We start from the raw sequence: 25363 nt of genomic DNA, 5'->3' as shown, positions 1-25363 counted from the left end.
GCCGGATTTTGTCGGACCCGAGGGGGATGCTCGAGGGGTGTACGAAGAGGCGGCAGCGCCGGCGGTGCTGCGTGACGTGGCGAAGTGCGTGTGGCGATCGGCTTCGGAGGGCCCGAAGCGGATCGTCCCGGACGGCTGCGTGGACCTGGTCATCGGCGACGGCGAAGCGTTCGTGGCCGGGCCGGACACCACGGCGTGGTCCTCGGTGACCCGGCCGGACGCGGTGCTGAGCGGAGTCCGCTTCCGCCCGGGCCGCGCGGCGGCGGTCCTGGGCGTGGCGGCGGACGAGTTGCGCGATCGCCGGGTGCCGGTGGGTGAGTTGTGGGGACGGTCGTGGGCGGAGCGGCTGGTGGAGGGGGCGGTGTCGCCGGTCGAGGCGGTGGCCGGCCGGCTTGGGGAGTTGCCGCCGGAGGATTCGGCGGTGGCGGAGCTGATCGCGCGGCTGGAGGCGGGGGCGGCCCGGGTCGGTGACGCGGCGGTGGGGTTGGTTCGGCCAGGGGTCGTCGGGCGGGGCGGAGCGGGCCGCGGTGAAGTGGGGCGCGAACGGCCCGGTGGGGCGGGGCGCATGAGCATCGCCGGGGACCCGCTTGGGCACGGCGGCGGAGAGGCAACACGAGCCGGGGGCGGGGTAGCGCGACCCGGCGCCATGCTCGACCACGCCGCAGCGAGCGCCACCCCACCCGCAAGCGGCGGCCGCGAAGCGGCACCAGCCCTCCCGACCCCGTCTGAAGCCACACCGAGCGCCACCGGGTTCGCCGAAACCGGCGTGGGCCGGGCGGCGGTCGTCGAAGATCCCGTCTCGTCCGCCGCGGTGAGCGAGCGGCGGCTGCGGCGGCGGTTCGTGCAAGCCGTCGGGTACGGGCCGGCCACCTACCTCCGGGTCAGCCGGTTCCAGCGAGCCGTCGCGCTGGCTCCGCACGTCCGGGGGCTGGCCGCGCTGGCGGCCGCCGCGGGGTATGCCGATCAAGCGCACCTCAGCCGGGACTGCCGGGCGCTGACCGGCCTCACGCCGCGCCGCTACTTCGGTGGATCCTCCACTGTGGACGTTGCGGTGCGTGATCGACTCCGTTCGGCGTAACCCCTGCGGACAACCGGAAGTGGCCGTTCACCCAAAAAGGTAAGCGGACGGTAAACGACTACCAAGAGCGCTATCCTCCCCCTCGACGAGTGATCAGGGAGGGCGTGTGGCCACCATCAGCGACGTCGCGGCGAGAGCCGGCGTCTCCACGGCGACCGTGTCGCGCGCCCTCAACGGAAAGTCCACTGTGGACCCCACCCTCGCCGCCCGGGTCCAGGAAGCGGCCGCTGAGCTCGGATATCACCCGAACGGGTTGGCTCGGAACCTCCGCCGTCAGGAGACCGCGGTGCTCGCGCTGATCATCTCCGACGTCGAAAACCCGTTCTTCACCGCCATCGCCCGGGGCGTCGAGGACCTCGCGCAGCGGTCCGGGTATTCGGTGGTGCTGTGTAATTCCGATGAAAACGAGGACAAGGAGCGGCGCTACATCGAGGTCGCGCTGCAGGAGCGGGTCGCCGGGGTGGTGCTGTCGCCTACCGGCCGATCGACGAACGTCGAAGGCCTCCGCCGGCAGGGCACGCCACTGGTGGCGGTGGACCGGCCGTTGCAGGCCGCGGAAGGCGACCAGGTGCTGGTCGACACCCGCCACGCGGCCGCCGAAGCCACCCGGCACCTGCTCGCCGGCGGCTACCGGCGCGTCGGCTGCCTGACCGGCCCGCCGGGCGTCCGCACGGCCGAAGATCGACTGGCGGGGTACACCGAGGTCGTGGGTGAAGAGAACGTCCTGTTCCGCCGGGGCGAGTACCGCGCGGAGGGCGCCCGGCTGGCGACGCTGGACCTCCTCGACGAGCCATCGCCGCCGGACGCGCTGCTGGTCGCGAACAGCACGATGGCGATCGGCGTGCTGGAGGCCCTCTCGGCTCGCGGGCTGCGCCCGGGCAGCGACGTGGGCATCGTGTCGTTCGACGACGCACCATGGACAACACTGGTCGACCCGCCCCTGACGGTGGTAGCCCAGCCGGCGTACGAAGTCGGCCGCGTGGCGGCCCAGCTCCTGCTGGCCCGCATCACGGACAGCAGCCGCGACGCAACGACGACGACCCTCGAAGCCCGGCTGATCGTCCGGAAAAGTTCCCGCCGCTGACGCCGAAGTACGCGGACGCAGCGCAAGTTCGCGCAGCCCCGGCGCCGATTCACGCGGCCGCCGGGCCGATGCGCGCACCCGCCGCGCCGATTCGCGCAGCCCCCGCGCCCATTCACGCAGCCCCCGCGCCCATTCGCGCGGCCGCCGCGCCGGCTCGCGAGCCCGGAGGGTCGGCCGGTGCACCCGGAGGGTCGGCCGCGTACCCAGAAGGTCGGCCCACGTCCCCAGAGACTCGGCCCACGTACCTGGAGAGTCGGCTCGCGCATCGGAAGGGTCGGCTGGCGCACCCAGAACGTCGGCCGCGTACTCACAAGGTTGGCCCGCGTACCCGGAAGGTCGGCCGATGCACCCGGAGGGTCGGCCGCGCACTCAGGAGGTCGGCCCACGCACCCGGAGGGTCGGCCGCGCACTCAGGAGGTCGGCCCGCGTACCCAGGAGGTCGGCCCACGTGCCCAGAGGGTCGGGCGGAGCGGCCCGAAGCGTGGGGCGAGCGACGTGCCCGGGGGGCCGGCTCGTGCCGGGCCCCCCAGGCACGCCCCACCCCCTGTGTCCCCCATCACCGGCGCCGGAACGCCGGGTCCTGTGAGCACGGAGCGGAAATCGTTTACTGATCGGGAACCTAGGTCCGGCGACACCCGGTGTCAAGCCGGGACAGGACTGGACAACCGCCGCCGTTCCGGGGAAACTGACCGGAAGTTGCCTACTCAACGTGTTGGACAATGTGCCCTGAGTGTCGATCTCTGGTGAATTCACCCACAGACAGGGCAAGAAACCGCACGAACCCGCACACCCGCGCTGTTTCGGGTTAACCTGAGCCACATGTCTGTAGCGCTGGAGAACATCCTCGCCAAGGCGGGCCTGAAGGTCGACGCGAATGAGTTCCTCACTCTCGTCGAAGACGCGGCGCGCAGACTGTCCCCGCCGAATCCGGATCCGTCGCACTACTTCTCGGCCGATCAACGCGCCGCGCTCACCGACGTCGGGCTGGACCTCTCACCAAGGCGGGAAGACGAACCCGACTTCAGGGCGCGCACCGTCGCCGCCCATGCCGTGCTCGCCGAAGGCGCCCTCAGCGTCAACGATGCGGCCAAGGCCCTCGGCGTCGACGACAGCCGGATCCGGCACCGCCTCAAGGAAGGGCGGCTGACCGGCTGGAAGGACGGCGGCTGGCGGCTCCCCGCGTGGCAGTTCGCCGGCTCGGGCGTGCTGCCCGGCCTCGAAGTCGTCCTCAAAGCCCTGCCCGACGACCAGCCCGCGCTCGTCGTCGCCGCCTTCATGAGCACTCCGCAGGCCGATCTGGTGATCAACGACCAGCCCGCGACCCCGCGCCAATGGCTCCTCTCCGGTGGTGACCCGGACCACGTCGCCCGCCTCATCGCCACGCTCGGCACGCCGCTCTAGGCTGGACCCTCCTGAGCAAGATCACCGACAAGGACGGACCACCCCCGACCCATGGCCCGGCTCCCGCTGCCGCCCGCCCGATCCGTCCTGGTCCGGCAGCTGAACCGCGCCGACGACGTCGTGTCGGTCCAGCCCGCGACCAGGCTCGTACGGATCTTCACCGCGCACGGCAACCACCCCCAGCAGTGGAACTCGTTCCGCTACACCGGCCCGCTCCCGCACGGCCGCTTCGACCAGCAGTCGCCCGGCCGCGGCGGCGCACCGGTCACCGACAACGCCAACGGCGTCCTCTACTTCGGCCTCACCGTGCGCACGTCGGTCGCCGAGGTCTTCCAGACCAGCTCGACGGTCGACCGCCGCACCCGCGGTCCCCGGCTGGTCGTCGTCCGCCCGACGCGCACCCTGCGCCTGCTCGACCTCACCGGCCTCTGGCCGACGCGGGTCGGCGCGTCGCAGGAGATTTCCAGCGGGCCGAAGAAGCTGACGCAGGCGTGGGCCCGTGCGATCCGCGGCGCGTTCAGCGATCTCGACGGTCTCTGGTACCGCTCGTCGATGGACTCCGGCGACCCCGCGATCTGCCTGTGGGACCCGCCGGCGGGCGCTGCACTCCCGATCGCGCCGGACGTGCTGCTGCCGCTGGACCACCCGGGCCTCGACGTCCCGCTGGGCCGGGTCTGCGAAGAGCTGAACTACACGCTGCTCAACTGAGCCGCCAGCACCGGGATGATCGCCCGCAGGTCCGGGCCGTCGACGACGTGGGTCGCGACGGCGCGGGCCGCCGGGGTCGCGTTGAAGCCGATGCTCGGTCCCGACGGGCGGCGACCGGTGTAGCACCCGCCCTCGGCCTCCGGCACCGGCCCGCGAGGTAGGCCGCCTCGGCCGCGACGAGTTCGGCCTCGTGGCCCAGCGCGGCTGGCCACCCGAGCGCACGAGCTCGTGCCTGGGACGAGGGTCCCGGCCAAGTCGAAGCAGACCAGGCCGTCAGCCACGGGTGCCTCGCGGGCAACGAACCCCACGATTTCGCCGCTTGTTGCCGCCGGTCCGACGACAGGTGCCGGGCCCGCGGGCTCCCGGGCCGCCTCCTCGACGATCCCCAAAACCCGCCTTCCGGAACAGCACCATCACAGGTGCCGCGACCACCACTCGAGGATCGCTTCGAAGCGCTGCACGCGGTGCCGCGGCCGGCCGGAGCGGCTCAGCTCGTGGCCTTCGCCGGGGAACACGAGCATCTCGGCGGGCGCGCCGGCCCGGCGCAGGGCGACGAACATCCGCTCGGCCTGCTCCAGCGGGCAGCGCCAGTCCTGCTCCGAATGCACCACCGCGAACGGGATTTCGATCTGCGCCGCATACGAAAGCGGGGACCGGTCACGCTGCACTTCCGGCGAGGAGCCGATGTAGGCGTCGACGAACATGTAGCCGATGTCGGAGCTGCCCAGCATCGAGTCCCACGCGTTGACCGCGCGCTCGCTCCACGCCGCCTTGAAGCGGTCGCCGTGGTGGGCGGCCAGCCAGCTCGTCATGAACCCGCCGTACGAGCCGCCCATGATGCCGACGCGGGACGAGTCCAGATCGGGCCTCTCCAACGCCTTGTCGAGCAGCGCCAGGACGTCGTCGACGTCGACCGTGCCGAAACCGTGCGTGATCGCGTGGCCGTGCGCCTGCCCGTACCCCGCCGACCCGCGCGGGTTGCCGACCACCACCGCGTAGCCCGCCGACGCGTACACCTGTGCCTCGTCGAACACCGCCCACTCCTGCTGGGTGAACGGGCCGCCGTGCACCACGCGCAGCACCGGGTGCGGGCCCTCGCCGTCGGGCAGCACCAGCCAGCCGTGCACCGGGTAGCCGTCCGGGGCGGTGGTCTCCAGCTCGATCATCGGCCGGATGCCCTTGTCCCGCAACGGCTTCGAGTAGTCCGTCAGCACCCGTGGGTCGCCGCCGCCGAGCAGGACGACCTCACCGGCGGTCGACGGCGTGGCGATCACCGCCGCCAGCACGGAGCCGTCCAGCGTGAACGACCGGACCGCGGCCTGGTCCGCGTAGACCACCGCGAGGTCGGCCAGCGGGGCCTCGGCCGCGTCGACGCCGACCGCCCGCAGTTCCACCGCGCCGCGGTGGCGGACGGCCACCAGCACGTCGTCCCCGCGCGGGACCGGCGGGCCCGCCGTGGTTTCGCAGTCGACCGTCTCGGCGTCGGTGAGCCGCCGGGCCTTCACCGGGCCCGCGCCGAATTCGGGCGTCGCCGCGTAGAGCCCGGTGGGCGCGGCTTCGTGGTGCTCTTCGAAGGACTGTCCGAAGTAGAACAACGTGCCGTCGGCGCCGAACGCCGGCCGCTCCGAGTAGCCCGCGCAGCGCACGACGACCTCGGGTTCGCCGCCCTCGGCGGAGATCGCGCAGATGTCCCGCGAGTCGCTCTCGGCCGCACCCCAGTCCGGCGGCGCCGTGAAGACCACGCGCGTGCCGTCCGGCGTCCAGACCGGGTGTGCCGCGTCGAACTCGTCGCCGGTCAGCGGCTCGAGGTCGCCGGGTTCGCGGTCCGCCACGGCGTCGACGACGAACAGCCGCTGCATGCGGTCGCGCAAGAACCCGACGTCGTCGATCCGGTAGTCCATCCGCGTGATCCGGCGCGGGGCCTCGGCGGCCGGCTCGGGCGTCTCGCCGTCGGCGTCGGGCGTGCCGTAGCGGCCGGCCTCGGGGACGCGGGCGGTGAACGCGATCCGCCGCGAATCCGGTGCCCACACCGGCTCCCCGGCCCCGAGGGGCAGCGACGTCAGCCGGCGGGCTTCCCCGCCGTCCGACGGCATCACGTGCAGCTGCGGAGCGCCGTCGGCGCCCTGGCCTTCCCCCGCGCGGAGGAACGCCACCCAGCGCCCGTCCGGGGAGATCGCCGGGGCGGAGTCGCGCGGACCGTGGGTCCACGCGGCCTCACCGCCGTCGAGCGACACGCGCCGCACCGCACTGTGCGTGGCGTTCGCTGGGAGATCCGGTCTCTTCACCGCCGTGAGCAGCAGGTTTCCGCGCAGGGCGGGACGGCCGGGGACGACGAGGGCTTCGATGTCGGCAGGGCGCACTTCCCGACCGTACCCGAATTCCTTAGCGGTGCGAACGAGTTCCGCCAGGTCTCACGCGGCGACCTGCTTCCGCTCGTCGCGCCGGGCCTTGGCCAGGCTGGCCACCGTGGTCACCGACAGCACGACGATGATCACGCCGAGGGAGACCCAGTTGTTGATGTCCAGCCAGTCCGGGACGACGTGGTACTCGTGCAGCGCGTGCAGGAACAGCTTCGCCCCGATGAAGGCGAGGATGACCGCGAGGCCGTAGCTGAGGTAGACGAGCTTGGTGACCAGGCCGCCGAGCAGGAAGTACAGCTGGCGCAGGCCCATCAGCGCGAACGCGTTGGCGGTGAAGACGAGGAACGCCTCCTGCGTGATGCCGAAGATGGCCGGGATCGAGTCGACCGCGAACAGCAGGTCGGCCGAGCCGATGGCCACGATCACCAGCAGCATCGGGGTGATCATCCGCTTGCCGTCGATCTTCACCGTGTACTTGTGGCCGTGGTAGTCGTCGGTCACCGGGGCGAACCGGCGGACCTGCCGGGTGACGGCGTTCTCGTGGTACTCCTCGTCCTCGCCCTTGCCGCGCAGCATGCTGATGGCCGTCCAGATCAGGATCGCGCCGAACAGGAAGAACACCCAGACGAACTGGGCGATCAGCGCGGCACCGATGGCGATGAACACGCTCCGCATGGCGAGCGCGAGCAGGATGCCGACCAGCAGCACGCGGTGCTGGTGGATGGCGGGCACCTTGAACGAGCCCATGATGATCATGAAGATGAACAGGTTGTCGACGCTCAGCGAGTACTCGGTGATGTACCCGGTGAAGAACTCGACGCCCGGGTCGTGCCCGGCGAAGACCCACACGCCGATGCCGAAGACGATCGCGCACGAGACGTAGAAGATGACCCAGCGAGCCGCTTCCCCCGTGGTCACTTCGTGCGGCTTGCGATCGACGATGACCAGGTCCAGCGCGATCAGCGCGAGCAGGCCACCGATCGTGGCGATCCAAAGCCACAGGGGGACAGTCATGGAACTCGAACCTCCGGATAGTGCGCATGAGCAGCTAACCGGAGGTCTCTCCCGCCGGTGGAACCACCGGCCGACGGTGCCGGGGGCGCAGGGCCACCGTGCTGACGACACCGCCGCGAAGGAATACTCCCCTCACAGCGCGTCCAGTTTGCCGGTTCCCCCCGGTCGAGCGCCAGCCGAGATCGCGCACGTCACCGGGTTGGTCGTGTAATTCCGGTCACTTCGGTCCACCAGGTGGTCCGGGACCGTGTGATCGACGTGAGCCGGAGAGGGCACTCTCAGGAAACTTCACATACGGTCACGTCGTGCCCCGACTCCCGCTCCCGCGCACCCGCCGAGCCCGTCTCACGGCGATCGGCGCCGTCGTGGTGGTGCTCGCCGCCGCGACCGTCCTCTGGGCGACGCGCGACACGGCACCACCCGCCGTGCCCACCCAGGACGCGCTGCTCGACCTGCCCGCCGCGCCCGGCTCGGCCGAGCAGGTCAAGATCGACACGACCACCTACCTCCCGGCGACCGTGCCCGCCCCGGCGGTGCTGCTCGCGCACGGCTTCGGCGGGGACAAGAACAGCGTCGCCGACGACGCCCGTGAGCTCGCGCGGAGGGGCTTCGTCGTGATGACGTGGTCCGCGCGCGGGTTCGGCAAGAGCACCGGCAAGATCGGGCTCAACGACCCGGACGGCGAGGTCGCCGACGCGAGCCGCCTGATCGACCGGCTCGTCGCGCAGCACCAGGTGACGCTCGACGCCCAGGGGGACCCGAAGATCGCCGTCACCGGGGCCTCCTACGGCGGCGCGCTGTCGCTGCTGCTGGCCGGCACGGACAAGCGCGTCGACGCGATCGCGCCGGTGATCACCTACAACGACCTCGCCCAGGGCCTGGTCCCGAACGCGGCGACCTCCGCGGCCGCGGCCCCGGGCACCCCGTCCGCCGGGGCCTTCGCCACCGACGGCGTCTTCAAGAAGAGCTGGGCCGGCATCTTCTTCTCGGCCGGCTCGGGCGCCGCGTCGAGCGGCTCGCCGTCCGCCGAAGCGCCGGAAGCCGGGCAGGCGACCGACGCCGGGTCGACCGGCGCCGCCGGGACCGCCGCCGCGGGGGCCGCGCTGCCCGCCGGGCCGCCGGGCGCGGGCGGGCCGCGGAGTGCGCCGGCCGACCCGTGTGGCCGGTTCACCGCGGCGGTTTGCCGCGCCTACACCGAACTCGGCACCACCGGGCAGGCGAGCCAGGCGAGCGTGGACCTGCTGCGCCGCGTCTCCCCCGCGTCCGTGACGGGCAAGGTCACCGTGCCGACGCTGCTGGTGCAGGGCGAGAGCGACACGCTGTTCGGGCTCGACCAGTCCGACGCGACCGCCCGGCAGATCACCGCGGCGGGCGGCAAGGTCAAGACCATCTGGTACACCGGCGGCCACGACGGCGGCAAGCCCGGCCCGCAGCTGCGGGCCAAGATCGGCGACTTCCTGAAGACGGCACTGGACGGCGGCGACCCGGGCACCGGGTTCAGCTACGACGTCCAGGGCACGTTGCGCGCCAACGGGACGCCGTCGGTCCGCACGGTCAACGCGGCCGCCTACCCCGGGCTGACCGGGCCGGCGACCGAACGGCGGCTGCTGGCGCTGGCCGGGCCCGCGCAGCCGGTGGTGCGCCCGGCCGGGGCGAACCCGTCGGCGGTCAGCGGGATCCCCGGGCTCAACGGCATCGCGAGCAGCACGTCCCGGCTCGGCGCGCTGTTCAGCAACGACCCGCCCGGCCAGGCCGCGCAGTTCGCCACCGCCGCGTTCGACGGCCAGGTCGTCATCAGCGGCTCCTCCACCGTGCGGCTGCAGGTCGCCGCGGACCCGGCGCACCCCCAGCCGGACGCGGTGCTCTTCGCGAAGCTCTACGACGTCGGGCCGGACGGCTCGCGCGTGCTGCCGGCCAACGCGATCGCCCCGTTCCGGGTGAGCGGGCTGCCCGCCGACGGCACCCCGGTCGACGTCACGGTGACGCTGCCCGGCATCGTCCGGCCGATCGAGGGCGGCCACTCGCTGCGGCTGGTCGTCGGCACTACCGACCAGGCGTTCGCCGCCCCGGCCGCGCCCGCCGTGTTCCGCGTCGGGCTCGCCGGCGGCACCGCGCTGGCCGTGCCGATCGTGCCCGGGACGTCGGTCGGTTCGCCGGCTCCGGTCGGGCAGCTGGTGGGCATCGGCGTGACGCTGGCGATCGGCCTCGCCGTGGCGCTCTTCGCGGCCCTGCGCCGCCGCCGGGCGACAGACGTCGACCCCGGGCTGGCCGCCACCCCGCTGGTCATCGAGGGGCTGCGCAAGGAGTACCCGGGCGGGTTCGTCGCCGTGAAGGACCTCTCCTTCCGCGTCGAGCCGGGCCAGGTGCTCGGCCTGCTCGGCCCGAACGGCGCCGGCAAGACGACCACGCTGCGGATGCTGATGGGCCTGATCACGCCGACCGCGGGCACCATCCGCGTGTTCGGCCACAAGATCACCCCGGGCGCGCCGGTGCTCTCGCGCATCGGCTCGTTCGTCGAAGGGTCCGGCTTCCTGCCGCACCTGTCCGGGCGGGCGAACCTCGAGCTGTACTGGGCTTCGACCGGACGGCCCGCGGAAAAGGCGCACTTCGCGGAGGCGCTGGAGATCGCCGGCCTCGGCTCGGCCGTCGAACGGCGGGTGCGGACCTACAGCCAGGGCATGCGGCAGCGGCTGGCGATCGCGCAGGCGATGCTCGGCCTGCCGGAGCTGATGGTGCTCGACGAGCCGACCAACGGGCTCGACCCGCCCCAGATCCACCAGATGCGCGAGGTGCTGCAGCGGTACGCCGCGACCGGCCGCACCGTGGTGGTGTCCAGCCACCTGCTGGCCGAGGTCGAGCAGACCTGCACGCACGTCGTGGTCATGCACCGCGGCTCGCTCGTCGCTTCGGGCGAGGTCGGCGAACTGGCCGCGGCCGGCGGCGAGGCGACGTTCCGGGTCGACGACCCGGCGGCCGCCGCGGCGGCGCTCAAGGCGCTCAGCGGGGTCACCGACGTCGACGTCGAGGGCGAGCTCGTGCACGCGAACCTCGGCGAACTGCCGCGGGCCGAAGGCGTGGCCGCGCTGGTGCGCGCCGGCGTCGCGGTGGAGCAGGCCGGGCCCCGGCGCCGGCTGGAAGACGCGTTCTTGCAACTGGTCGGAGATGAGTCATGAGCGAGGGTGTGCACACCGATCCGCACGCGCTGGACGAGCTGAGCGACCTCGCGTCGCAGGAGCACGCGGGAGTCGGGCCGGACGGCGCGGTCGAGGGTTACTCGGCGCGGCGGACGCTGCGGCTCGGCGTCGAGCTGCGGCGCCAGCTCAAGCGGCGGCGCACGCAGTTCCTGCTCGGGTTCGTCGCCCTCCTGCCCTTCATCCTGGTGATCGCGTTCCAGCTCGGGCAGTCGAGCCCGAACCGGCGCAGCGGCGGGTTCGTCGACCTGGCCACGGCGTCCGCGCCGAACTTCGTCGTGCTGGCGCTGTTCGTGTCGGGGACGTTCCTGCTGCCGATGATCGTCGCGCTGTTCTTCGGCGACACCATCGCGAGCGAGGCGTCGTGGTCGAGCCTGAAGTACCTGCTGGCGGTGCCGGTGCCGCGGCAGCGGGTGCTGCGGCAGAAGGCGATCGTGTCCGGGCTGCTGTCGGCGTTCGCGCTCGTGCTGCTGCCGTTGGTGTCACTCGGCGTGGGCGTGCTCTGGTACGGGGCGGGTGACGCGATCAGCCCGACGGGTGACGCGGTGTCCTTCGGCGACAGCCTGCTCGCCATCGGGCTGTCCACTGTGTACATCATCCTGCAGCTGGCCTGGGTGGCCGGGCTCGCGCTGGCGCTGAGCGTGTCGACCGACGCCCCGCTCGGCGCGGTCGGCGGCGCGGTGCTGGTGGCGATCCTGTCGCAGATCCTCGACCAGATCACCGCGCTGGAGGGCCTCCGCAACTACCTGCCGACGCACTACGCGTTCTCCTGGATGGACCTGATCTCGACCGACGTCGACTGGACCAACCTGGCGAGCGGCATGCTGTCGGCGGCGATCTACGGCACGGTGTTCTTCCTGTTCGCCGGGCGGCGGTTCGCTCGAAAGGACATCACCAGCTGACACCGCACCCGGCGTACGCTGCGGAAATGACCGCGGTCGAATGGCACCAGCCGCCCGCGCCGCTGGTGAAGACGCTCAACGTGGTGTTGCGCGCGGTGCTGCCCAGCCCGCTCGGCCGCGGCGTCGGCGAGTTCATGCTGCTCGCCTTCGCCGGCCGCCGGACCGGGCGGCGCTACCGCGTGCCGGTCACCGCGCACCGCGACGCCGAAGGCCCGTGTGCGCTGACGCCCGCGGGCTGGCGGCTCAACTTCCGCGGCGGCGCTGACGTCGACGTGACGTTCGCCGGCCGGACGACGCCGATGCGCGGCGTGCTCGTCGAGGACGAAGCCGAGGTGGCGCGGACCTACCTGGACCGCATCACCGAGCTGGGCATGCGCCGCGCCGCCCGCATGATCGGGCTGAAGTTCCCCCTGGGGCGGCTGCCGGCCCTCGATGAAGTCACCGAGCTGGTGCGCCGGGAGCACTTCGGCGTCGTCCGGTTGAGCGTCAGGACCTGACCGGCCCGCCGGGCCGCGGTACGGTCGGGCCGTGCCGATCAGCCTGGACAGCCACCGCGACGTCGCCGTGCTCCGGCTCGACCACGGCGGCGGCAACACCCTCGACACGGACTCGTGCCGGGCGCTGGTGCGGCGGCTCGAGGAGGCCGAAGAGGCCCGTGCCGTGGTGCTCACCGGGACCGGCCGCGTCTTCTGCGCGGGCGTCGACCTCAAGCGGCTCGACGAAGGCGGCGCGCCGTACGTGGCGGAGTTCCTGCCGCTGCTGTCCGACGCGCTGCTCGCGGTGTTCGGCAGCCCGCGTCCGGTGGTCGCCGCGCTCAACGGGCACGCCATCGCCGGGGGCGCGGTGCTCGCCGCGGCCTGCGACCACCGGGTGCTGGGCGCCGGCAAGATCGGCGTGACCGAGCTGCTCGTCGGGCTGCCGTTCCCGTTGGCCGCGCTGGAGATCCTGCGCTGCGCTTACGGGACCACCCGGCTGCCGGCGCTCACCTACACGGGTGAAACCTGGAGCGGCGAGGATGCCCTGGCCCGCGGGCTGGCCGACGAGCCGGCACCGCCGGACGAGGTGCTCGAGCGGGCGGTCGCCGTCGCGGCCCGGCTCGGCGACCTGCCCGCCGGATCGTTCGCGCACACGAAAGCCCAGATCCGGCAGCCGTTCCACGAGCGGATCGCCGAATACCGCCACTCGGACGACCCGCGGGTGCAGCGGCTGTGGCAGTCCGCCGAGGCGCTCGCCGCCGTCAAGTCCTATGTGGACCGCGTGCTCCGCTAGCCGGCGCGCACGCCGGTCTCGGCGAGCGCCTTGATGCCCTCAACGGTCTTTTGCATGTTGTCCCGCAGCTCGCCGAGCCGCATCGCGACGATCTCGTCTTCGTGCTCGGGCATCGAGCCGATGATCCTCGTGAGATTGGACGGGCCGGGGCCGATCTGCGCCCACTGGCGCAAGACGGTGCCGTCGCCGTCCGGGACGAGCTCGAAGCGCCACGACGCGGCCGGGTTCGTCACGTCCATCACGGCCCACGCGAACAGCCGCGCGGGCTCGTAGCCGGTGACGGTCGAGACCGTCTCCCACTCGCCGGCGACCGGGTGGGAGTTGCGGCCGCGGAACCGCGCGCCGAGGCCGGGCTCGGCGCCCTCGACCCAGCCCCCGCCCTGGAACTCGGTGGAGAACCGGGCCGGCAGGTCGACGTCCAGCAACCAGGACCAGACCTCGGCCGGCGGCGCGGCGATGCGGACCTCGACCTCGGTGGTCGGGCAGTCGGAAACCTTCATGGCGGACCCCTCGCTCGATGACGGTGCCTACGGATCCGGACCGTAACGCGGCCCGGATCGCGCGGACAACTCGCACGTTGCCCATGGCGGCGCACGCCCGCGGAGGCGGCGCCACCCCTCGAAAGTCGGATCCTGGCCGATTATGCGCCCGGACAGCCGATTGCCGACCGGCGCCGGTTCTGTGAGGGTCCCACCGAGGGTTCCGGCCGGGGTTCGGCCGGGGTCCGGTGAGCCGGGAGGGTGCTCGATGCGCAGACTTTTCACGGCGGGTGCGGTCCTGCTCGCGCTGGCCGGCCTCGCGCCGGCGGCCGCGGCGGCGCCCGACATCAAGACGGAGCTGCAGCGGATCCCGGGGCTGACGATCGTCTCCGAGGACGCGGCGCCGGCCGGGTTCCGGTTCTTCAAGCTGACCTACACCCAGCCCGCCGACCACCGGCACCCCGCCGCGGGCACGTTCGAGCAGCGGTTCACCCTGCTGCACCGCGACTTCGCCGCCCCGACGGTCGCCTTCACGAGCGGCTACAACGTCAGCGGCTCCCCGAACCGCTCGGAGCCGACGCAGATCGTCGACGGCAACCAGCTGTCGATGGAGTACCGCTACTTCACGCCGTCGCGGCCGGAGCCGGAGAACTGGGCGAAGCAGCTGACGATCTGGCAGGCGGCGGCGGACGAGCACCGCGCGGTGCAGGCGTTCAAGACGATCTACCCGGGCAAGTGGCTGGCCACCGGCGGCAGCAAGGGCGGCATGACCGCGACGTACTTCCGGCGCTTCTTCCCCGACGACGTCGACGCGACGATCCCGTACGTCGCGCCCAACGACGTCATCGACCCGATCGACGTCTACAACCGGTTCCTTTCCCGCGTGGGCGACGATCCGGCGTGCCGCGACGCCCTGAAAGCGATCCAGCGCGACGCGCTGAAGCGGCGTGACGAGCTGGGGGCGATCGCCGCGGCGGACGCGGCGCAGCGCGGGCTGACGTTCTCGATCGTCGGATCGGCCGACAAGTCCCTCGAGATCTCGGTGATCGACTCGTACTTCGCGTTCTGGCAGTACCAGAAGCAGGCGGACTGCGCGACGGTGCCGCGGCCGGGCGCGCCCGCGGCGGACGTCTACGCCTGGTACGAGAAGGTGGAGAGCCTCAACACCTACTCCGACCAGGACCTGGCGCCGTACATCCCGTACTACTACCAGGCGGCGGTGCAGCTGGGCTCGCCCGAGGCGTACGACGGCTACCTCCGCGACCTGCTGCGCTACCCCGGCGCCGACCAGCCGAAGACGTTCGTGCCGGCGTCGATCCGGCTGCCGCGCTTCGACTACCTGGCGATGCCCGACATCGACTTCTGGGTGAAGTCCCGCGGCACCCGCCTGCTGTTCGTGTACGGCTCGAACGACCCGTGGGGCGCGGAGCCGTTCGAGCTGGGCTTCGGCAGCCGCGATTCGTACCGGTACTACGTGCAGGGCGGCAACCACGGGTCGAAGATCGCCCAGCTGGCCCCGGCCGAGGCGGCAGCGGCCACGGCGACGGTCCGCCGCTGGGCCGGCCTCCCGCCGGTTTCGTCGTCGGCCGCGCGCTCCGCTCCGGCCGGGTTCCCGGACTTCGACGTGGACCTGACGCCACGGGCGCGGCTGTAACTTTCCTCAGGCCGGGCGTACTCTCACCACACCTGACAGCCCGGCCTGAGGAGGCGCGCATGCCTCGTCCCGTCCACTTCGAGATCCACGCGGGCGACCCCGAACGCGCGGTGGCGTTCTACACGGCGGTGTTCGGCTGGAAGTTCGAGCGCTGGGGCGACGTCCCCTATTGGATGATCACGACCGGCGAAGGCAACGGAATCGACGGCGGGCTCCTCCCCCGCCAGGGCCCGGCACCGGAGGCCTCGGCCCCGATCCACGGATTCGTCAACACGATCGACGTGGCGAACCTGGACGAGGCACTGGGCGACGTCAACCGGGCGGGCGGAACGCTGGCCCTGCCCAAGAACCCGGTGCCGGGCGTGGGCTGGCTGGCGTACTGCAAGGACACCGAGGGCAACGTCTTCGGCATGCTCCAAGCGGACGAGAACGCGCCCGCCCCGGAGTGAATCAGGGCCGCTTGGCCTTGGGCAACCGCGCGACGACCCGCTCGTAGGAAGCATCGACGAGTTCTTCGAGCTCGGCGTCCGGCACCCCGGCGCCGAGCTGCACGCGGTTCCAGCCGTAGCGGCCGAGGTAGTCCATGACGCTGACGACCCCGGGATACCGCGCCCGCACCTCGGCGGCCTCGTCCCGGGTGACCCCGCACTTGACGGCAACGCTCCCGGGCGGCTCTTGGCCGATGAAGGCGAAGCCCTTGCCGCCGACCTTGGCGACGAGCACGTGATCGCCGAAGGGGTAGGTCTCCTCGGCGCCGGGCTTGGCGAGACAGTAGGCGACGACGGCTTCGAGATTCACGGTGCACCTCTGCTGGTTCGGGATCGATTGCTCCGGCAAGCGAGGACGGTGGCCGGGGAAGGAAAGCAGCGACGGCGGCGAAGGCGGCGGACTGGGCCTGGTCGCCGGGACGCCAGGCCGGGCGGGGCGGGGCCGGGATCCGGGCCAGGCGGCCGGGCCGGGCCGGGGGCGAGGTCGGCCGGGTGGGCGAGGTCGGCCGGGTGGGCAAGGTCGGCCGGGTGGGGGCCGGGCCGGCGATCCAAGCCAGGCCAGGCCGAGCGGGCCGGGTCGGGGATCCAGGCCAGGCGGGCGAGACCAGGCGGGTGTGGCCGGGCCGGGTGGGCGACGCCAGGCGGGCGAGGTCGGCCGGGCGGGCGGGCGAGGCCAGGCGGGCGGAGCGGACCGGGAATCCAGGCCAGCCGGGCGGGCCGAAGGATCCGGGCCAGACCGAGCCGGGCCAAGCGCGGCGCGGCGGGGGCATCCAATCCGGGCCGGGGATCGAGGCCAGGCTGGTGTGGTCGGGCCGCGCGGGGCGGGGTCGTGCATCCAATCCAGGTCGAGCCGGGTCGGATCGGGCCGAGCCCGATCGGGCCGGGTCGGATCGGGCCGGGTCGGATCGGGCCGGGTCGGATCGGGCCGGGCCGGGTCGGGCCGGATCGGGTCGAGCCGGATCGGGGTCGGGGTCGGGTCGGGTCGGGTCGCGGATCCGATCGAAGTGAGCGGAGCGGGGCCGGATTCACCCGGCCACCTCTCAAGCTCCGGCCTCGGCAAGCTCTCCTGCCCCCAGTCCATCCTGCCCTCGGCTCCTCCTGCCCGGCCCAGTGGCCACCCGGCTCCTCCTCCCCGCGATCGCTCCCAGCCTCGGCCCTCCTGTCCCGGCCCAGGCGCGGCCCCGCCCGGGCAGCCTCCGCCCGCTACTTGATGCCGGCCGCGTCCATGCCCCTCAGCTCCTTCTTCAAGTCCGAGATCTCGTCCCGCAAGCGAGCCGCCAGCTCGAACTGGAGGTCTCGCGCCGCCTGCATCATCTGGTCGGTCATCTGCTGGATCAGGTCCGCCAGCTGGGCGCGCGGCATCGCCGAAACGTTCTTGTCGACCAGCATTCCCGAGCTCCGCACCCGGTCGCCCTGCTCGGGCTTCTTGCCGCGGGAGGAGTTGCGGCCCGAGCCGCCCACCGAGACCTGCTCGGTGTCCTCGGCCTCGCTGTACACCCGGTCGAGGATGTCCGCGATCTTCTTCCGCAGCGGCTGCGGGTCGACGCCGCGCTCCTCGTTGTAGGCGACCTGCTTCTCGCGGCGGCGGTCCGTCTCGTCGATCGCGTGCCGCATCGAGTCGGTGATCTTGTCCGCGTACATGTGGACCTCGCCCGACACGTTGCGCGCCGCGCGGCCGATCGTCTGGATCAGCGAAGTCCCGCTGCGGAGGAAGCCCTCCTTGTCCGCGTCGAGGATCGCCACCAGCGACACCTCCGGCAGGTCGAGACCCTCACGCAGCAGGTTGATGCCGACCAGCACGTCGAAGTCGCCCGCCCGCAGCTGCCGCAGCAGCTCGACCCGCCGCAGCGTGTCGACCTCCGAGTGCAGGTAACGCACCCGGATGCCCAGCTCCAGCAGGTAGTCGGTGAGGTCTTCGGACATCTTCTTCGTCAGCGTGGTGACCAGGACGCGCTCGTCCTTCTCCGCCCGCTCCCGGATCTCGTGCACGAGGTCGTCGATCTGGCCCTCGGTCGGCTTCACGACGACCTTCGGGTCGACCAGGCCGGTCGGCCGGATCACCTGCTCGACGAACTCGCCACCCGCCTGGCCCATCTCGTACGGGCCCGGCGTCGCCGACAGGTACACCGTCTGGCCGATCCGGTCGGAGAACTCTTCCCAGGTCAGCGGCCGGTTGTCGACCGCGCTCGGCAGCCGGAAGCCGTACTCGACCAGGTTGCGCTTCCGGGACATGTCGCCTTCGTACATGCCGCCGATCTGCGGGACCGTCTGGTGCGACTCGTCGATCACCAGCAGGAAGTCATCCGGAAAATAGTCGATCAGCGTCGCCGGCGCCGTGCCCGCGCCGCGGCCGTCGATGTGGCGCGAGTAGTTCTCGATGCCGGAGCAGAACCCGACCTGGCGCATCATCTCGATGTCGTAGGCCGTGCGCATCCGCAGCCGCTGCGCCTCCAGGAGCTTGCCCTGCCGCTCCAGCTCGGCGAGCCGCTCCTCAAGCTCCTTCTCGATCCCCTGGATCGCCCTTTCCATCCGCTCCGGGCCGGCGACGTAGTGCGTCGCCGGGAAGATCCGGACCTCGTCGACCTCCTTGACGATGTCGCCGGTCAGCGGGTGCAGGTAGTACAGCTTCTCGACCTCGTCGCCGAAGAACTCGACGCGGATCGCGAGCTCCTCGTACGCCGGGATGATCTCGACCGTGTCACCCCGCGCGCGGAACGTGCCGCGCGCGAAGGCGATGTCGTTGCGCGTGTACTGGATGTCGACCAGCGCCCGCAGGAAGACGTCCCGGTCGAGCTGCATGCCGACGGCGAGCTTCGAGGACCGGTCCAGGTACGACTGCGGCGTGCCCAGGCCGTAGATGCAGGAGACACTGGCGACCACGATGACGTCCCGCCGCGACAGCAGGTTCATCGTCGCCGAGTGGCGCAGCCGCTCGACGTCGTCGTTGATCGACGAGTCCTTCTCGATGTAGGTGTCCGTCTGCGCGATGTACGCCTCGGGCTGGTAGTAGTCGTAGTAGCTGACGAAGTACTCGACCGCGTTGTTTGGGAAGAGCTCGCGCAGCTCGTTCGCCAGCTGCGCGGCCAGGGTCTTGTTGGGCGCCATCACCAGCGTCGGCCGCTGGACGCGCTCGATCAGCCACGCCGTCGTCGCCGACTTGCCGGTGCCGGTGGCGCCGAGGAGCACGACGTCCTTCTCACCGGCGTTGATCCGGCGTTCGAGCTCGTCGATGGCCGCCGGCTGGTCACCGGCGGGCTGGTAGTCACTGACCACCTCGAACCGGCCGCCGGTCCGCGGGATCTCCGAGACGGGCCGGAAGTCGGACTGGGCGAGCACGGGGTGTTCGGTTGCGAAAGCCACGTGGACCAGAGTAGGCCGACCCACCGACAATTTCCGTCGGGCCTGGTCAGCGGGCCCGGAACACCGTGACCGACGTGACATCGCCGCCGTCGACGGCGCAGTGCAGGACCGCGCCGGGGACCGGGTCGTCGCCGAAGCACGAGACCAGCACCCGATCGGGGCCGGTGGCCTGCACCTCGGTGCGCGGGAACTCCGCCAGCACGCCGGCGACCTCGTCCGACGGCGCGGCCAGGTGCGCGAGGACGACCTCGCGCGGCGACGGCGGGGGCGGGATCGGCAGGCCGTGGCCTTCGAAGAGGCGGTTCAGCTGGTCGGCGGCGGAAACGGCGCGCGGGAAACCCGCGAACGCCGCCGTCTGGACGACCACTTCGCACACCTCGGCCGGCGACAGCCCGGCGGCGAGGCCGGTGCGGAGGTGGACGCTCAGCGGCGGCCCCACCATCCCGGCGGCGACGATCGCGGCGAGCGTGGCGGCTTCGCGCGTGCGGGCGTCGAGGGCCGGGCGTTCGTGCAGGTGGCCGTAGACGGTGCCGACGGCCAGCTCGCCCAGCGCGGGGACGGTGGCGAAGAGCGCGTCGAGGCGGGCCTTCCCGCCCTCGACGAGCCCGGCGAAGTTCTCGCGGCCGCGGTCGTGGAGGTCGGCCATCGGGTCGGTCATGGTTGTCTCCTCAGCAGCTGCAGTCGCAACAGCTGCAACAATCGCAACAGTCGCAACCGCCGTCACAGCCGCAGTCGCATCCGTCGCACGTGCTCACCGGTTTTCCGCTCCACGGGCCAGGATAGGGATCGCGGCAGCAGAACTGGCAGGTGCAGCACATGTACGGGGTGAGGGCGCAGCCGAGGAAGAAGTTGCGCTTCTTGGGTGGGACAGCGAACTTCGGGTACCAGAGGCCGCCGCCCTTGCCGTCGTACGGACCGGATTTGCCGGGGCCTTTGGGGTCCTTGGGATCGTTGGGGTCCTTGGGGCCACCGGGACCGCCTCCGCCGGGCCCACCCGGACCGCCGGGGCCGTTCGGGCCGCCTGGGCCACGTCCGCCGGGAGCGCCCGGCGGTGGGACCGGCCCGGGCGGCGGAAACCCGTGGGGCTGCGGCGAGCCCGAGCCAGGGGGAACCTGGTGCGGGTGCTGCTGGGGCACCGGCCCGCGCCCGATCCAGCCCGGCGGCTGCTGGTGGGGATGCTGCTGCGGAGTGGGACCCGGCCCGATCCACCCCGGCGGCGGCTGTTGCCCGGCCAGGCCGCCCGGCCGGGAGCCGTGGCCGTGCCCGAAAGAGGAGCCCTCCCCCGCGACCAAGCCGCGGCCGTGGTCATGGCCGTCGTGGTCGTGGGAGAAGCCGTGGCCGAAGGCTCGCCGCACCGCTTGGCGGAGCTCGTGCACCAGCAACGCGTGCACCAGCGCCGGCTCGGTGAACTCCGCCTCGCGCAACGCCAGCTCCACCCCCAGTACCGCGTCATCGCACAGCCGGCGGGCCTCCTGCGGGCCCGTTCCCGTGGCCAGCAACGGGTTCCACGCCCCCGCCGCCGCGTCGGCCGCGTAGTCCTCCACCGCGTCCAGCAGGTGCGCCACCCGGCCGAACAGCCGGCCCGCCTCGGCCAGCGCGGCCGCGTTGCCCGGCTTGCCCGCCAGCTCCGCCGTCCGCGCGAACGCCGCCGCCGTTGCGCGCTCGGCCGGTTCCGTGGCCAGCAGCGGCGAGTCGCCCGGCCGGACCGATGACTCCAGCGCGCCCTGGCCCTCGACCGCCTCCGTCAGCACCGTCGTGTCGAACCCCACGTGACCGCCCGTCCGGCGACCCTGCGCGGTCCAGCGGGCCGCGACCCGGCGCGCGGCCGCCGCCACCGGGCGCCTGCCGAACGCTCCGTCGCCGTCTTCGACGTGGTCGCCGACCTTGGCCGCCGCCAGGACCAGGGACACCGCTGCCGCGAGCTGGGCGCCCTCCCCGCGGGCCACCGAGGCCGTCCGCATGCCCCGCAGCGGGCACGGGCCCGCTTCGCGCCGGCCGTCCGCGCGGGGTGTCTGCGCCTCGACCAGCACCGAGATGATCAGCCCGTCGTAGTTGGTGACCACGCGGGCAAGCTGGCCGTGTTCGTCGCGCAGCGTGAGGCACAGACCGCACAGGTGGGCCAGCCAATCCGCGTGCAGGTCTTCGGCCAGCCGGTGCCGGCACGGCCGGATGATCCCGAACATCCCCAGTCCCCCTCGTTCCCGGAAGCTCGGCGCACCTTAGCCCGAACGCGTGACGCCCGGGGCGGGAGTTCGCGTTTCGTGACCGGCCCGGCAGGATGACCCGCATGGCCGCACTGCACCCCCCGAAGGTCGAGGTCTTCGACCCCGCCGCGCGCGCGAACATCGACCCGAAGGGCATCCTGCGGGAGGTCGAGGAGTTCCGCGAGGAGCCGTTTGGCCTGTACCTCGCCCGGCCGACCCCGGGCCGCGCCCAGTTCCACTACCTCGAGTCGTGGCTGGTGCCCGGGCTCGGCCTCCGCTTCACCGACTTCTGGTTCTCCCCCGGCCACGAACGCGACCAGGACTTCTACCTCGACGTCGTCCGCGTCCACCGGGACGGCCCGCGCTGGGTCGCCACCGACCTCTACGTCGACATCGTGCTCAAGGACAAGCTGTCCCTCCGGGTGATCGACACCGACGAGCTCCTCGAAGCCCTCGAAGCGGGCCTCGTCACCGCCGAAGAGGCCGAGTTCGCGTTGAAGACCACCTACACCGCCGTCGAGGGCCTGGCCGCGCACGGCTACGACCTCACCGCCTGGCTGGCCACCCTCGACATCGCGCTGACCTGGCGGCGCCACCCCTAACCAGGTCCGGCCGGCCTGGCCGCTCGACGACCTGCGCGCTAGGGCTTCCAGCCGGTGGCGGCCGCCCACTTCTCCGCGCGGGCGAACACGCCGTTGACCCACTCCTGCTTCTCGTCGGCGTACGCCGCGACCGTGCCGTCGGCCGCGTGCGCCTCGGCCAGCCGCAGCTTCACGTCGCGGTAGTCGTCGCGCTCGTCCGCGTTCGCCCGGAGGAAGTCGCGGAAGAGCAGCGCGAGGCGCCACGCGGGCGTCTCCACCGACCGGACGTGCAGGTTCACCGGGCGCCGCGGGTCGGCGCCGACGTGCAGCCGCTTGGGCCACGTCCCGGTTCCGTCCTGGGCGTCGTCGGCCCAGTCGCCCTCCAGCCGCGGGAACCCGGCGTCGGCCAGCAGCCCGCCCAGCGTGTCCGCGTCGTCCAAAGTGGACACCGTGAGCTGCAGGTCGAGGATGTCCTTGGCGGGCAGCCCGGGCACGGCCGTCGACCCGATGTGATCGGCGCGGCGGGCCAAGTTCCCCGCCACCGCGCGGACGCGGGCCAGCACCCGCTCGGCCTGGGCCGGCCAGCCGAGGTCGTACTCGGCGATCTTCGGCGACACCGGCGGCCGCGGCCGGCGCAGCCGCACGTTGGCCTCGAACGGCACCAGCCGGTCCGCCCACAGCGCGTCGACCTCGGCGAGCACGGCGTCTTCGGCGCCGCCGTTGTCCAGCCAGACGTCCGCGACGGCACGGCGCTGCTCGGCGCTCGCCTGCGCCCGGATCCGCGCCCGGGCGTCGTCCTCGGCCATCCCGCGGGCCGAAACCAGCCGCCGCACCCGCACCTCGACCGGCGCGTCGACGACCACGACCAGGTGGTACGCCGTCGCGAGGCCGTTCTCGACCAGCAGCGGGATGTCGTGGACGATGATCGCGTCCGGCTTCGCGGCCGCCATCAGCTCCCCGGTGCGGGCGCCGACCAGGGGGTGCACGATCGCGTTCAGCCGGTGCCGCGACTCGTCGTCGGCGAAGGCCTTCGCGGCGAGGACCGGCCTGTCGAGCGAGCCGTCCGCGGCCAGGATCTCCGGGCCGAACTCCGCGACCAGCCGGGCGAGCCCTTCGGTCCCGGGTTCGACCACCTCCCGGGCGATCCGGTCGGAGTCCACCAGCACCGCACCGTGTTCGGCGAGCCGGTTCGCCACGGTCGACTTCCCGGCCCCGATCCCACCCGTCAACCCCACACGCAACATGCCGATCACCCTAGTCAAGCGGCCGTCGCACCCGCCGTGGACACGTCCGGTCAGATCTGCGCCATCTGTGTGACAAGTGGGAAAATGTCGTAACACTCAGCTGGTCTGGCCGACTTCACCAGCAAGCGCGCCGCCGGGTGCGCGACCGAGGGAGGGACCATGGAGAAGCTTCGTTTCCGCAGACCGTCCGTCGCACCTTCGAGGGGCGCGACGAGGTTCGCCGACAAGGTCTGGTTCGCCTGACCACCGCCGAGGGGGGCCGGTGAGGACGACGAAGATCAGCAGAGCGGCCGCCGTCCTGCTGTGCGCGGGTGGGCTCGCCGTGGCGGTACCGGAAGCCGCGGCGGCCCCGCACGCACCGGTGGCGAGCGTGGTCTCGCGACCGGTGCGGTGCCTGTCGGGGGTCCGCCAGGTGCAGGTCATGTACCGGCACACTCCGGCGCGGAGGCTGTACGTCGTGCGGAGCGCGTGGATCCCGTTCACCACCTCGGGTGTCGCTCCATGCCTGAAGACCTGAGGATCCGCAAGTCGATCGTGACGCGTGACTCAACCGATATCCGGACACGCCGTGTTGCTTACGCACCTCGAACCGCGCTGGTGCGTACGGTGCGCGCGACAGCGTCGCCCACGCGGAGGAACGATGGCGGACAGCAAGCACGCCGGGAGGCACCGGCTCGGCACGCCGGGGCTGGTGCACTGCGTGGTCCACCACCCGGTGGCCGAGGCGCTGGCGGACTACCGGCGGACCTGGCTGAGCACGCTGCTGGTCCCGGCCAAGCACAGCTTCGCCGGCCTCCGCCGCAAGGCCCGCGCCGCGGCGCTCGAACGCATCTGGGTGCCGACGGTCAGCCCGGGCAGGCCGGCCGCGGTCACCATGCGCGCCGCCTGAGCTGTGCCACCCGAGGCTTCGCCTCGAGCCGGGGGCTTCGGCCACCCGGACCCCCGAAAAAGCGACTGTGCCAACCGAGGGGCCCCCGAAAGCGGTAGTCAGCGGCCGGTTTCCCGCGTCTCGATCGCGATCTCCGACGAGAGCGTGCGGTGCACCGGGCACTTGTCGGCGATCAGCATGAGCTTGGCGCGCTGATCGTCGTCGAGGGCGCCTTCGAGCTCGATCTCGCGGGTGATCCGGCTGAGCAGGCCGCGCTCGGTTTCGCACCGCGCGCAGTCTTCGGCGTGGATGCGGTCGTGCCGCAGCCGGACGGTCGCCCGGGTCAGCGGGATGCCCTTGCGGTCGGCGTACATCCGCAGCGTGATCGCCGTGCACGAACCCAGCGACGCGAGCAGCAGCTCGTACGGGTTCGGGCCCGCGTCGGCGCCGCCGACGGCGACCGGTTCGTCGACGAGCAGCGTGTGGGTCGCCGTGACGACTTGCTGCGTGTAGGTGCCGTCACCACTCGCGGTGACGACGACGGTGCCGGGCTCGGGGTGATCCATCCGCCTCAAGTCCTCTCGGGTGGCGCCCACGGGGCGGGACACCGCCGATCCGGACATCCGGCGCATTCCCAAGACGCGGCGGATATCGTATCTTCTGCTGCGAACGGGTCACCCGGACGCCGCCCGCGCCCGGCTGCCGCGAAGGGGGTGCGCCGTGGCCACCAGGCACTTGCCGATGCGTCCGGCCGACCAGGGCGGCCGCGAGCGCTACCTCGACGCGGCGCTGTCGGTGCTCGTGAACCGCGGGGTCCCCGGCCTGACCGTCCGCGGCGTGGCCGAGGCGGCCGGCGCGTCGACGCTCTCGGTCTACGCCCGCTTCGGCGGCCGCGCCGGCCTGCTCGACGCCCTGTACGAACGCACCTTCGACTCGCTGCGGGAGCTGCTGGAAGGACTGCCGCCGTCAAGCCGGGACGGCGTCGCGGACCTGCTGCACCTGGCGCTGCAGTACCGGCACTTCGCCCGCGAGAGCCCGACCCGCTACGCGCTGATGTTCGAGCGCCCGGTGCCCGGGTTCGACCCGGATCCGGCGCTGCGGTCGGCGGTGCTGCGGACGACGTTCACCCTGTTCATCGCCCGGGTCCAGCGGGTCTGCCCGCCGGGAGCGGACGCCCGGTCGGCGGCCTACCGGCTGTGGACGGCCATGCACGGCCTGGTCGGCGCGGAGCTGATGATGGCCTCGCGGCGGCCGCTGCCGGACTGGTTCATCCCGCCGACCGAAGAAGCCCACGAACAGATGTACCGCGAGGGCGTCACCGCCATGATCGCCGGCCTCGGCCTGCACAACCGCTGACCCGCCACGACGCCCTCGCAAGACCGCGCTTCCTCGACGTCGCGAATGACTCATTCGGGACCTCTGAGGTCCCGAATGAGTCATTCGCGGCACCTGCGGGGGCCGCGCGGGAACACGAAGAA

24 protein-coding genes are annotated in these 25363 nt (G+C 72.5%); 14 read left to right on the top strand and 10 right to left on the bottom strand.

The genetic code is table 11. From position 1 onward, the window contains the following. Positions 1-37 precede the first annotated feature (37 nt). The 4 genes from AB0M30_RS45835 to AB0M30_RS45820 all read left to right on the top strand — a co-directional run bounded on the left by AB0M30_RS45835 (position 38) and on the right by AB0M30_RS45820 (position 4271). The gene (locus tag AB0M30_RS45835; protein ID WP_364598487.1) at positions 38-1078 is read left to right on the top strand and encodes a helix-turn-helix domain-containing protein; all 1041 of its coding nucleotides are present in this window, start codon (positions 38-40) and stop codon (positions 1076-1078) included. 106 nt (positions 1079-1184) lie between these two features. Beyond that, the gene (locus tag AB0M30_RS45830) at positions 1185-2162 is read left to right on the top strand and encodes a LacI family DNA-binding transcriptional regulator (protein ID WP_364598484.1); all 978 of its coding nucleotides are present in this window, start codon (positions 1185-1187) and stop codon (positions 2160-2162) included. An 819-nt stretch (positions 2163-2981) separates the two neighbouring features. Then, on the top strand, positions 2982-3563 hold the full coding sequence (locus AB0M30_RS45825) for a DNA-binding protein (protein WP_364598481.1): 582 nt from the start codon (positions 2982-2984) through the stop codon (positions 3561-3563). Between the two features lie 51 nt (positions 3564-3614). Continuing rightward, entirely contained in the window at positions 3615-4271 is a 657-nt protein-coding gene (locus AB0M30_RS45820; RefSeq protein WP_364598478.1) for an RES family NAD+ phosphorylase, read from the top strand. Here the strand turns inward: AB0M30_RS45820 and AB0M30_RS45815 are convergent. The 3 genes from AB0M30_RS45815 to AB0M30_RS45805 form a co-directional block, all read right to left on the bottom strand. Beyond that, on the bottom strand, positions 4253-4417 hold the full coding sequence (locus AB0M30_RS45815; protein WP_364598475.1) for a hypothetical protein: 165 nt from the start codon (positions 4415-4417) through the stop codon (positions 4253-4255). The genes AB0M30_RS45820 and AB0M30_RS45815 overlap by 19 nt on opposite strands. Positions 4418-4684: 267 nt before the next feature. Then, positions 4685-6631 (bottom strand): S9 family peptidase, encoded by a 1947-nt coding sequence (locus AB0M30_RS45810; RefSeq protein ID WP_364598472.1) that lies wholly within the window; start codon positions 6629-6631, stop codon positions 4685-4687. A 51-nt stretch (positions 6632-6682) separates the two neighbouring features. Beyond that, on the bottom strand, positions 6683-7645 hold the full coding sequence (locus tag AB0M30_RS45805; protein ID WP_360180182.1) for a TerC family protein: 963 nt from the start codon (positions 7643-7645) through the stop codon (positions 6683-6685). Between the two features lie 305 nt (positions 7646-7950). Between AB0M30_RS45805 and AB0M30_RS45800 the strand changes: the two genes are divergently transcribed. The 4 genes from AB0M30_RS45800 to AB0M30_RS45785 are packed head-to-tail and all read left to right on the top strand — an operon-like array spanning position 7951 to position 13007. Then, positions 7951-10818, top strand: coding sequence for an alpha/beta fold hydrolase (locus AB0M30_RS45800; protein WP_364598469.1), 2868 nt, complete (start codon positions 7951-7953; stop codon positions 10816-10818). Then, positions 10815-11738 (top strand): ABC transporter permease, encoded by a 924-nt coding sequence (locus tag AB0M30_RS45795; RefSeq protein WP_103338710.1) that lies wholly within the window; start codon positions 10815-10817, stop codon positions 11736-11738. The genes AB0M30_RS45800 and AB0M30_RS45795 overlap by 4 nt, the downstream gene beginning before the upstream one ends. Positions 11739-11764: 26 nt before the next feature. After that, positions 11765-12235: a hypothetical protein gene (locus AB0M30_RS45790; RefSeq protein ID WP_364598466.1), complete on the top strand. Its 471-nt coding sequence runs from the start codon at positions 11765-11767 to the stop codon at positions 12233-12235. A gap of 31 nt (positions 12236-12266) precedes the next feature. Further along, entirely contained in the window at positions 12267-13007 is a 741-nt protein-coding gene (locus AB0M30_RS45785; RefSeq protein WP_364598463.1) for an enoyl-CoA hydratase/isomerase family protein, read from the top strand. Here the strand turns inward: AB0M30_RS45785 and AB0M30_RS45780 are convergent. Then, entirely contained in the window at positions 13004-13507 is a 504-nt protein-coding gene (locus AB0M30_RS45780; protein ID WP_364598460.1) for an SRPBCC family protein, read from the bottom strand. The two genes, AB0M30_RS45785 and AB0M30_RS45780, sit on opposite strands and share 4 nt — an antisense overlap. Before the next feature lie 247 nt (positions 13508-13754). On the opposite strand from AB0M30_RS45780, the gene AB0M30_RS45775 reads away from it, so the two are divergent. Then, positions 13755-15140, top strand: a complete 1386-nt coding sequence (locus AB0M30_RS45775) for a S28 family serine protease (RefSeq protein ID WP_364598457.1) — start codon at positions 13755-13757, stop codon at positions 15138-15140. Between the two features lie 59 nt (positions 15141-15199). Further along, the gene (locus tag AB0M30_RS45770; RefSeq protein WP_103338715.1) at positions 15200-15589 is read left to right on the top strand and encodes a VOC family protein; all 390 of its coding nucleotides are present in this window, start codon (positions 15200-15202) and stop codon (positions 15587-15589) included. A gap of 1 nt (position 15590) precedes the next feature. Here the strand turns inward: AB0M30_RS45770 and AB0M30_RS45765 are convergent, their stop codons facing one another. The 4 genes from AB0M30_RS45765 to AB0M30_RS45750 all read right to left on the bottom strand — a co-directional run bounded on the left by AB0M30_RS45765 (position 15591) and on the right by AB0M30_RS45750 (position 21171). After that, the gene (locus tag AB0M30_RS45765; protein ID WP_364598454.1) at positions 15591-15938 is read right to left on the bottom strand and encodes an MmcQ/YjbR family DNA-binding protein; all 348 of its coding nucleotides are present in this window, start codon (positions 15936-15938) and stop codon (positions 15591-15593) included. Between the two features lie 893 nt (positions 15939-16831). Next, on the bottom strand, positions 16832-18988 hold the full coding sequence (gene uvrB / locus AB0M30_RS45760; protein WP_364598451.1) for an excinuclease ABC subunit UvrB: 2157 nt from the start codon (positions 18986-18988) through the stop codon (positions 16832-16834). A 46-nt stretch (positions 18989-19034) separates the two neighbouring features. Further along, a complete protein-coding gene (locus AB0M30_RS45755) occupies positions 19035-19646 on the bottom strand; it encodes a carboxymuconolactone decarboxylase family protein (RefSeq protein ID WP_364598448.1) in 612 nt (203 codons plus the stop codon). A 10-nt stretch (positions 19647-19656) separates the two neighbouring features. Continuing rightward, complete coding sequence (locus tag AB0M30_RS45750) at positions 19657-21171, bottom strand: DUF5685 family protein (RefSeq protein ID WP_364598445.1); 1515 nt, start codon at positions 21169-21171, stop codon at positions 19657-19659. 104 nt (positions 21172-21275) lie between these two features. Between AB0M30_RS45750 and AB0M30_RS45745 the strand changes: the two genes are divergently transcribed. Then, complete coding sequence (locus AB0M30_RS45745; RefSeq protein WP_364598442.1) at positions 21276-21794, top strand: DUF402 domain-containing protein; 519 nt, start codon at positions 21276-21278, stop codon at positions 21792-21794. 38 nt (positions 21795-21832) lie between these two features. On the opposite strand, the gene coaE is transcribed toward AB0M30_RS45745, so the two are convergent. Beyond that, the gene (gene coaE, locus AB0M30_RS45740) at positions 21833-23017 is read right to left on the bottom strand and encodes a dephospho-CoA kinase (protein WP_364598439.1); all 1185 of its coding nucleotides are present in this window, start codon (positions 23015-23017) and stop codon (positions 21833-21835) included. Between the two features lie 262 nt (positions 23018-23279). On the opposite strand from coaE, the gene AB0M30_RS45735 reads away from it, so the two are divergent. Both AB0M30_RS45735 and AB0M30_RS45730 read left to right on the top strand, forming a co-directional pair. Continuing rightward, positions 23280-23534 (top strand): hypothetical protein, encoded by a 255-nt coding sequence (locus tag AB0M30_RS45735; protein WP_364598436.1) that lies wholly within the window; start codon positions 23280-23282, stop codon positions 23532-23534. A 123-nt stretch (positions 23535-23657) separates the two neighbouring features. Next, entirely contained in the window at positions 23658-23906 is a 249-nt protein-coding gene (locus AB0M30_RS45730) for a hypothetical protein (RefSeq protein ID WP_364598433.1), read from the top strand. A gap of 98 nt (positions 23907-24004) precedes the next feature. Here AB0M30_RS45730 and AB0M30_RS45725 read toward each other — a convergent pair whose 3' ends face one another. Beyond that, positions 24005-24451, bottom strand: a complete 447-nt coding sequence (locus tag AB0M30_RS45725; RefSeq protein ID WP_364598430.1) for an OsmC family protein — start codon at positions 24449-24451, stop codon at positions 24005-24007. Between the two features lie 175 nt (positions 24452-24626). Between AB0M30_RS45725 and AB0M30_RS45720 the strand changes: the two genes are divergently transcribed. Then, positions 24627-25241, top strand: coding sequence for a TetR/AcrR family transcriptional regulator (locus tag AB0M30_RS45720; protein WP_364598508.1), 615 nt, complete (start codon positions 24627-24629; stop codon positions 25239-25241). The last annotated feature ends 122 nt before the right edge of the window (positions 25242-25363 follow it).

Origin of the sequence: Amycolatopsis sp. NPDC051716, assembly GCF_040681595.1 — a bacterium.
In the GTDB taxonomy this organism is placed as follows: Bacteria; Actinomycetota; Actinomycetes; order Mycobacteriales; family Pseudonocardiaceae; genus Amycolatopsis.
Note: the sequence above shows the minus strand (reverse complement) of the source record. Positions and strands in the feature narration are given on the sequence as shown.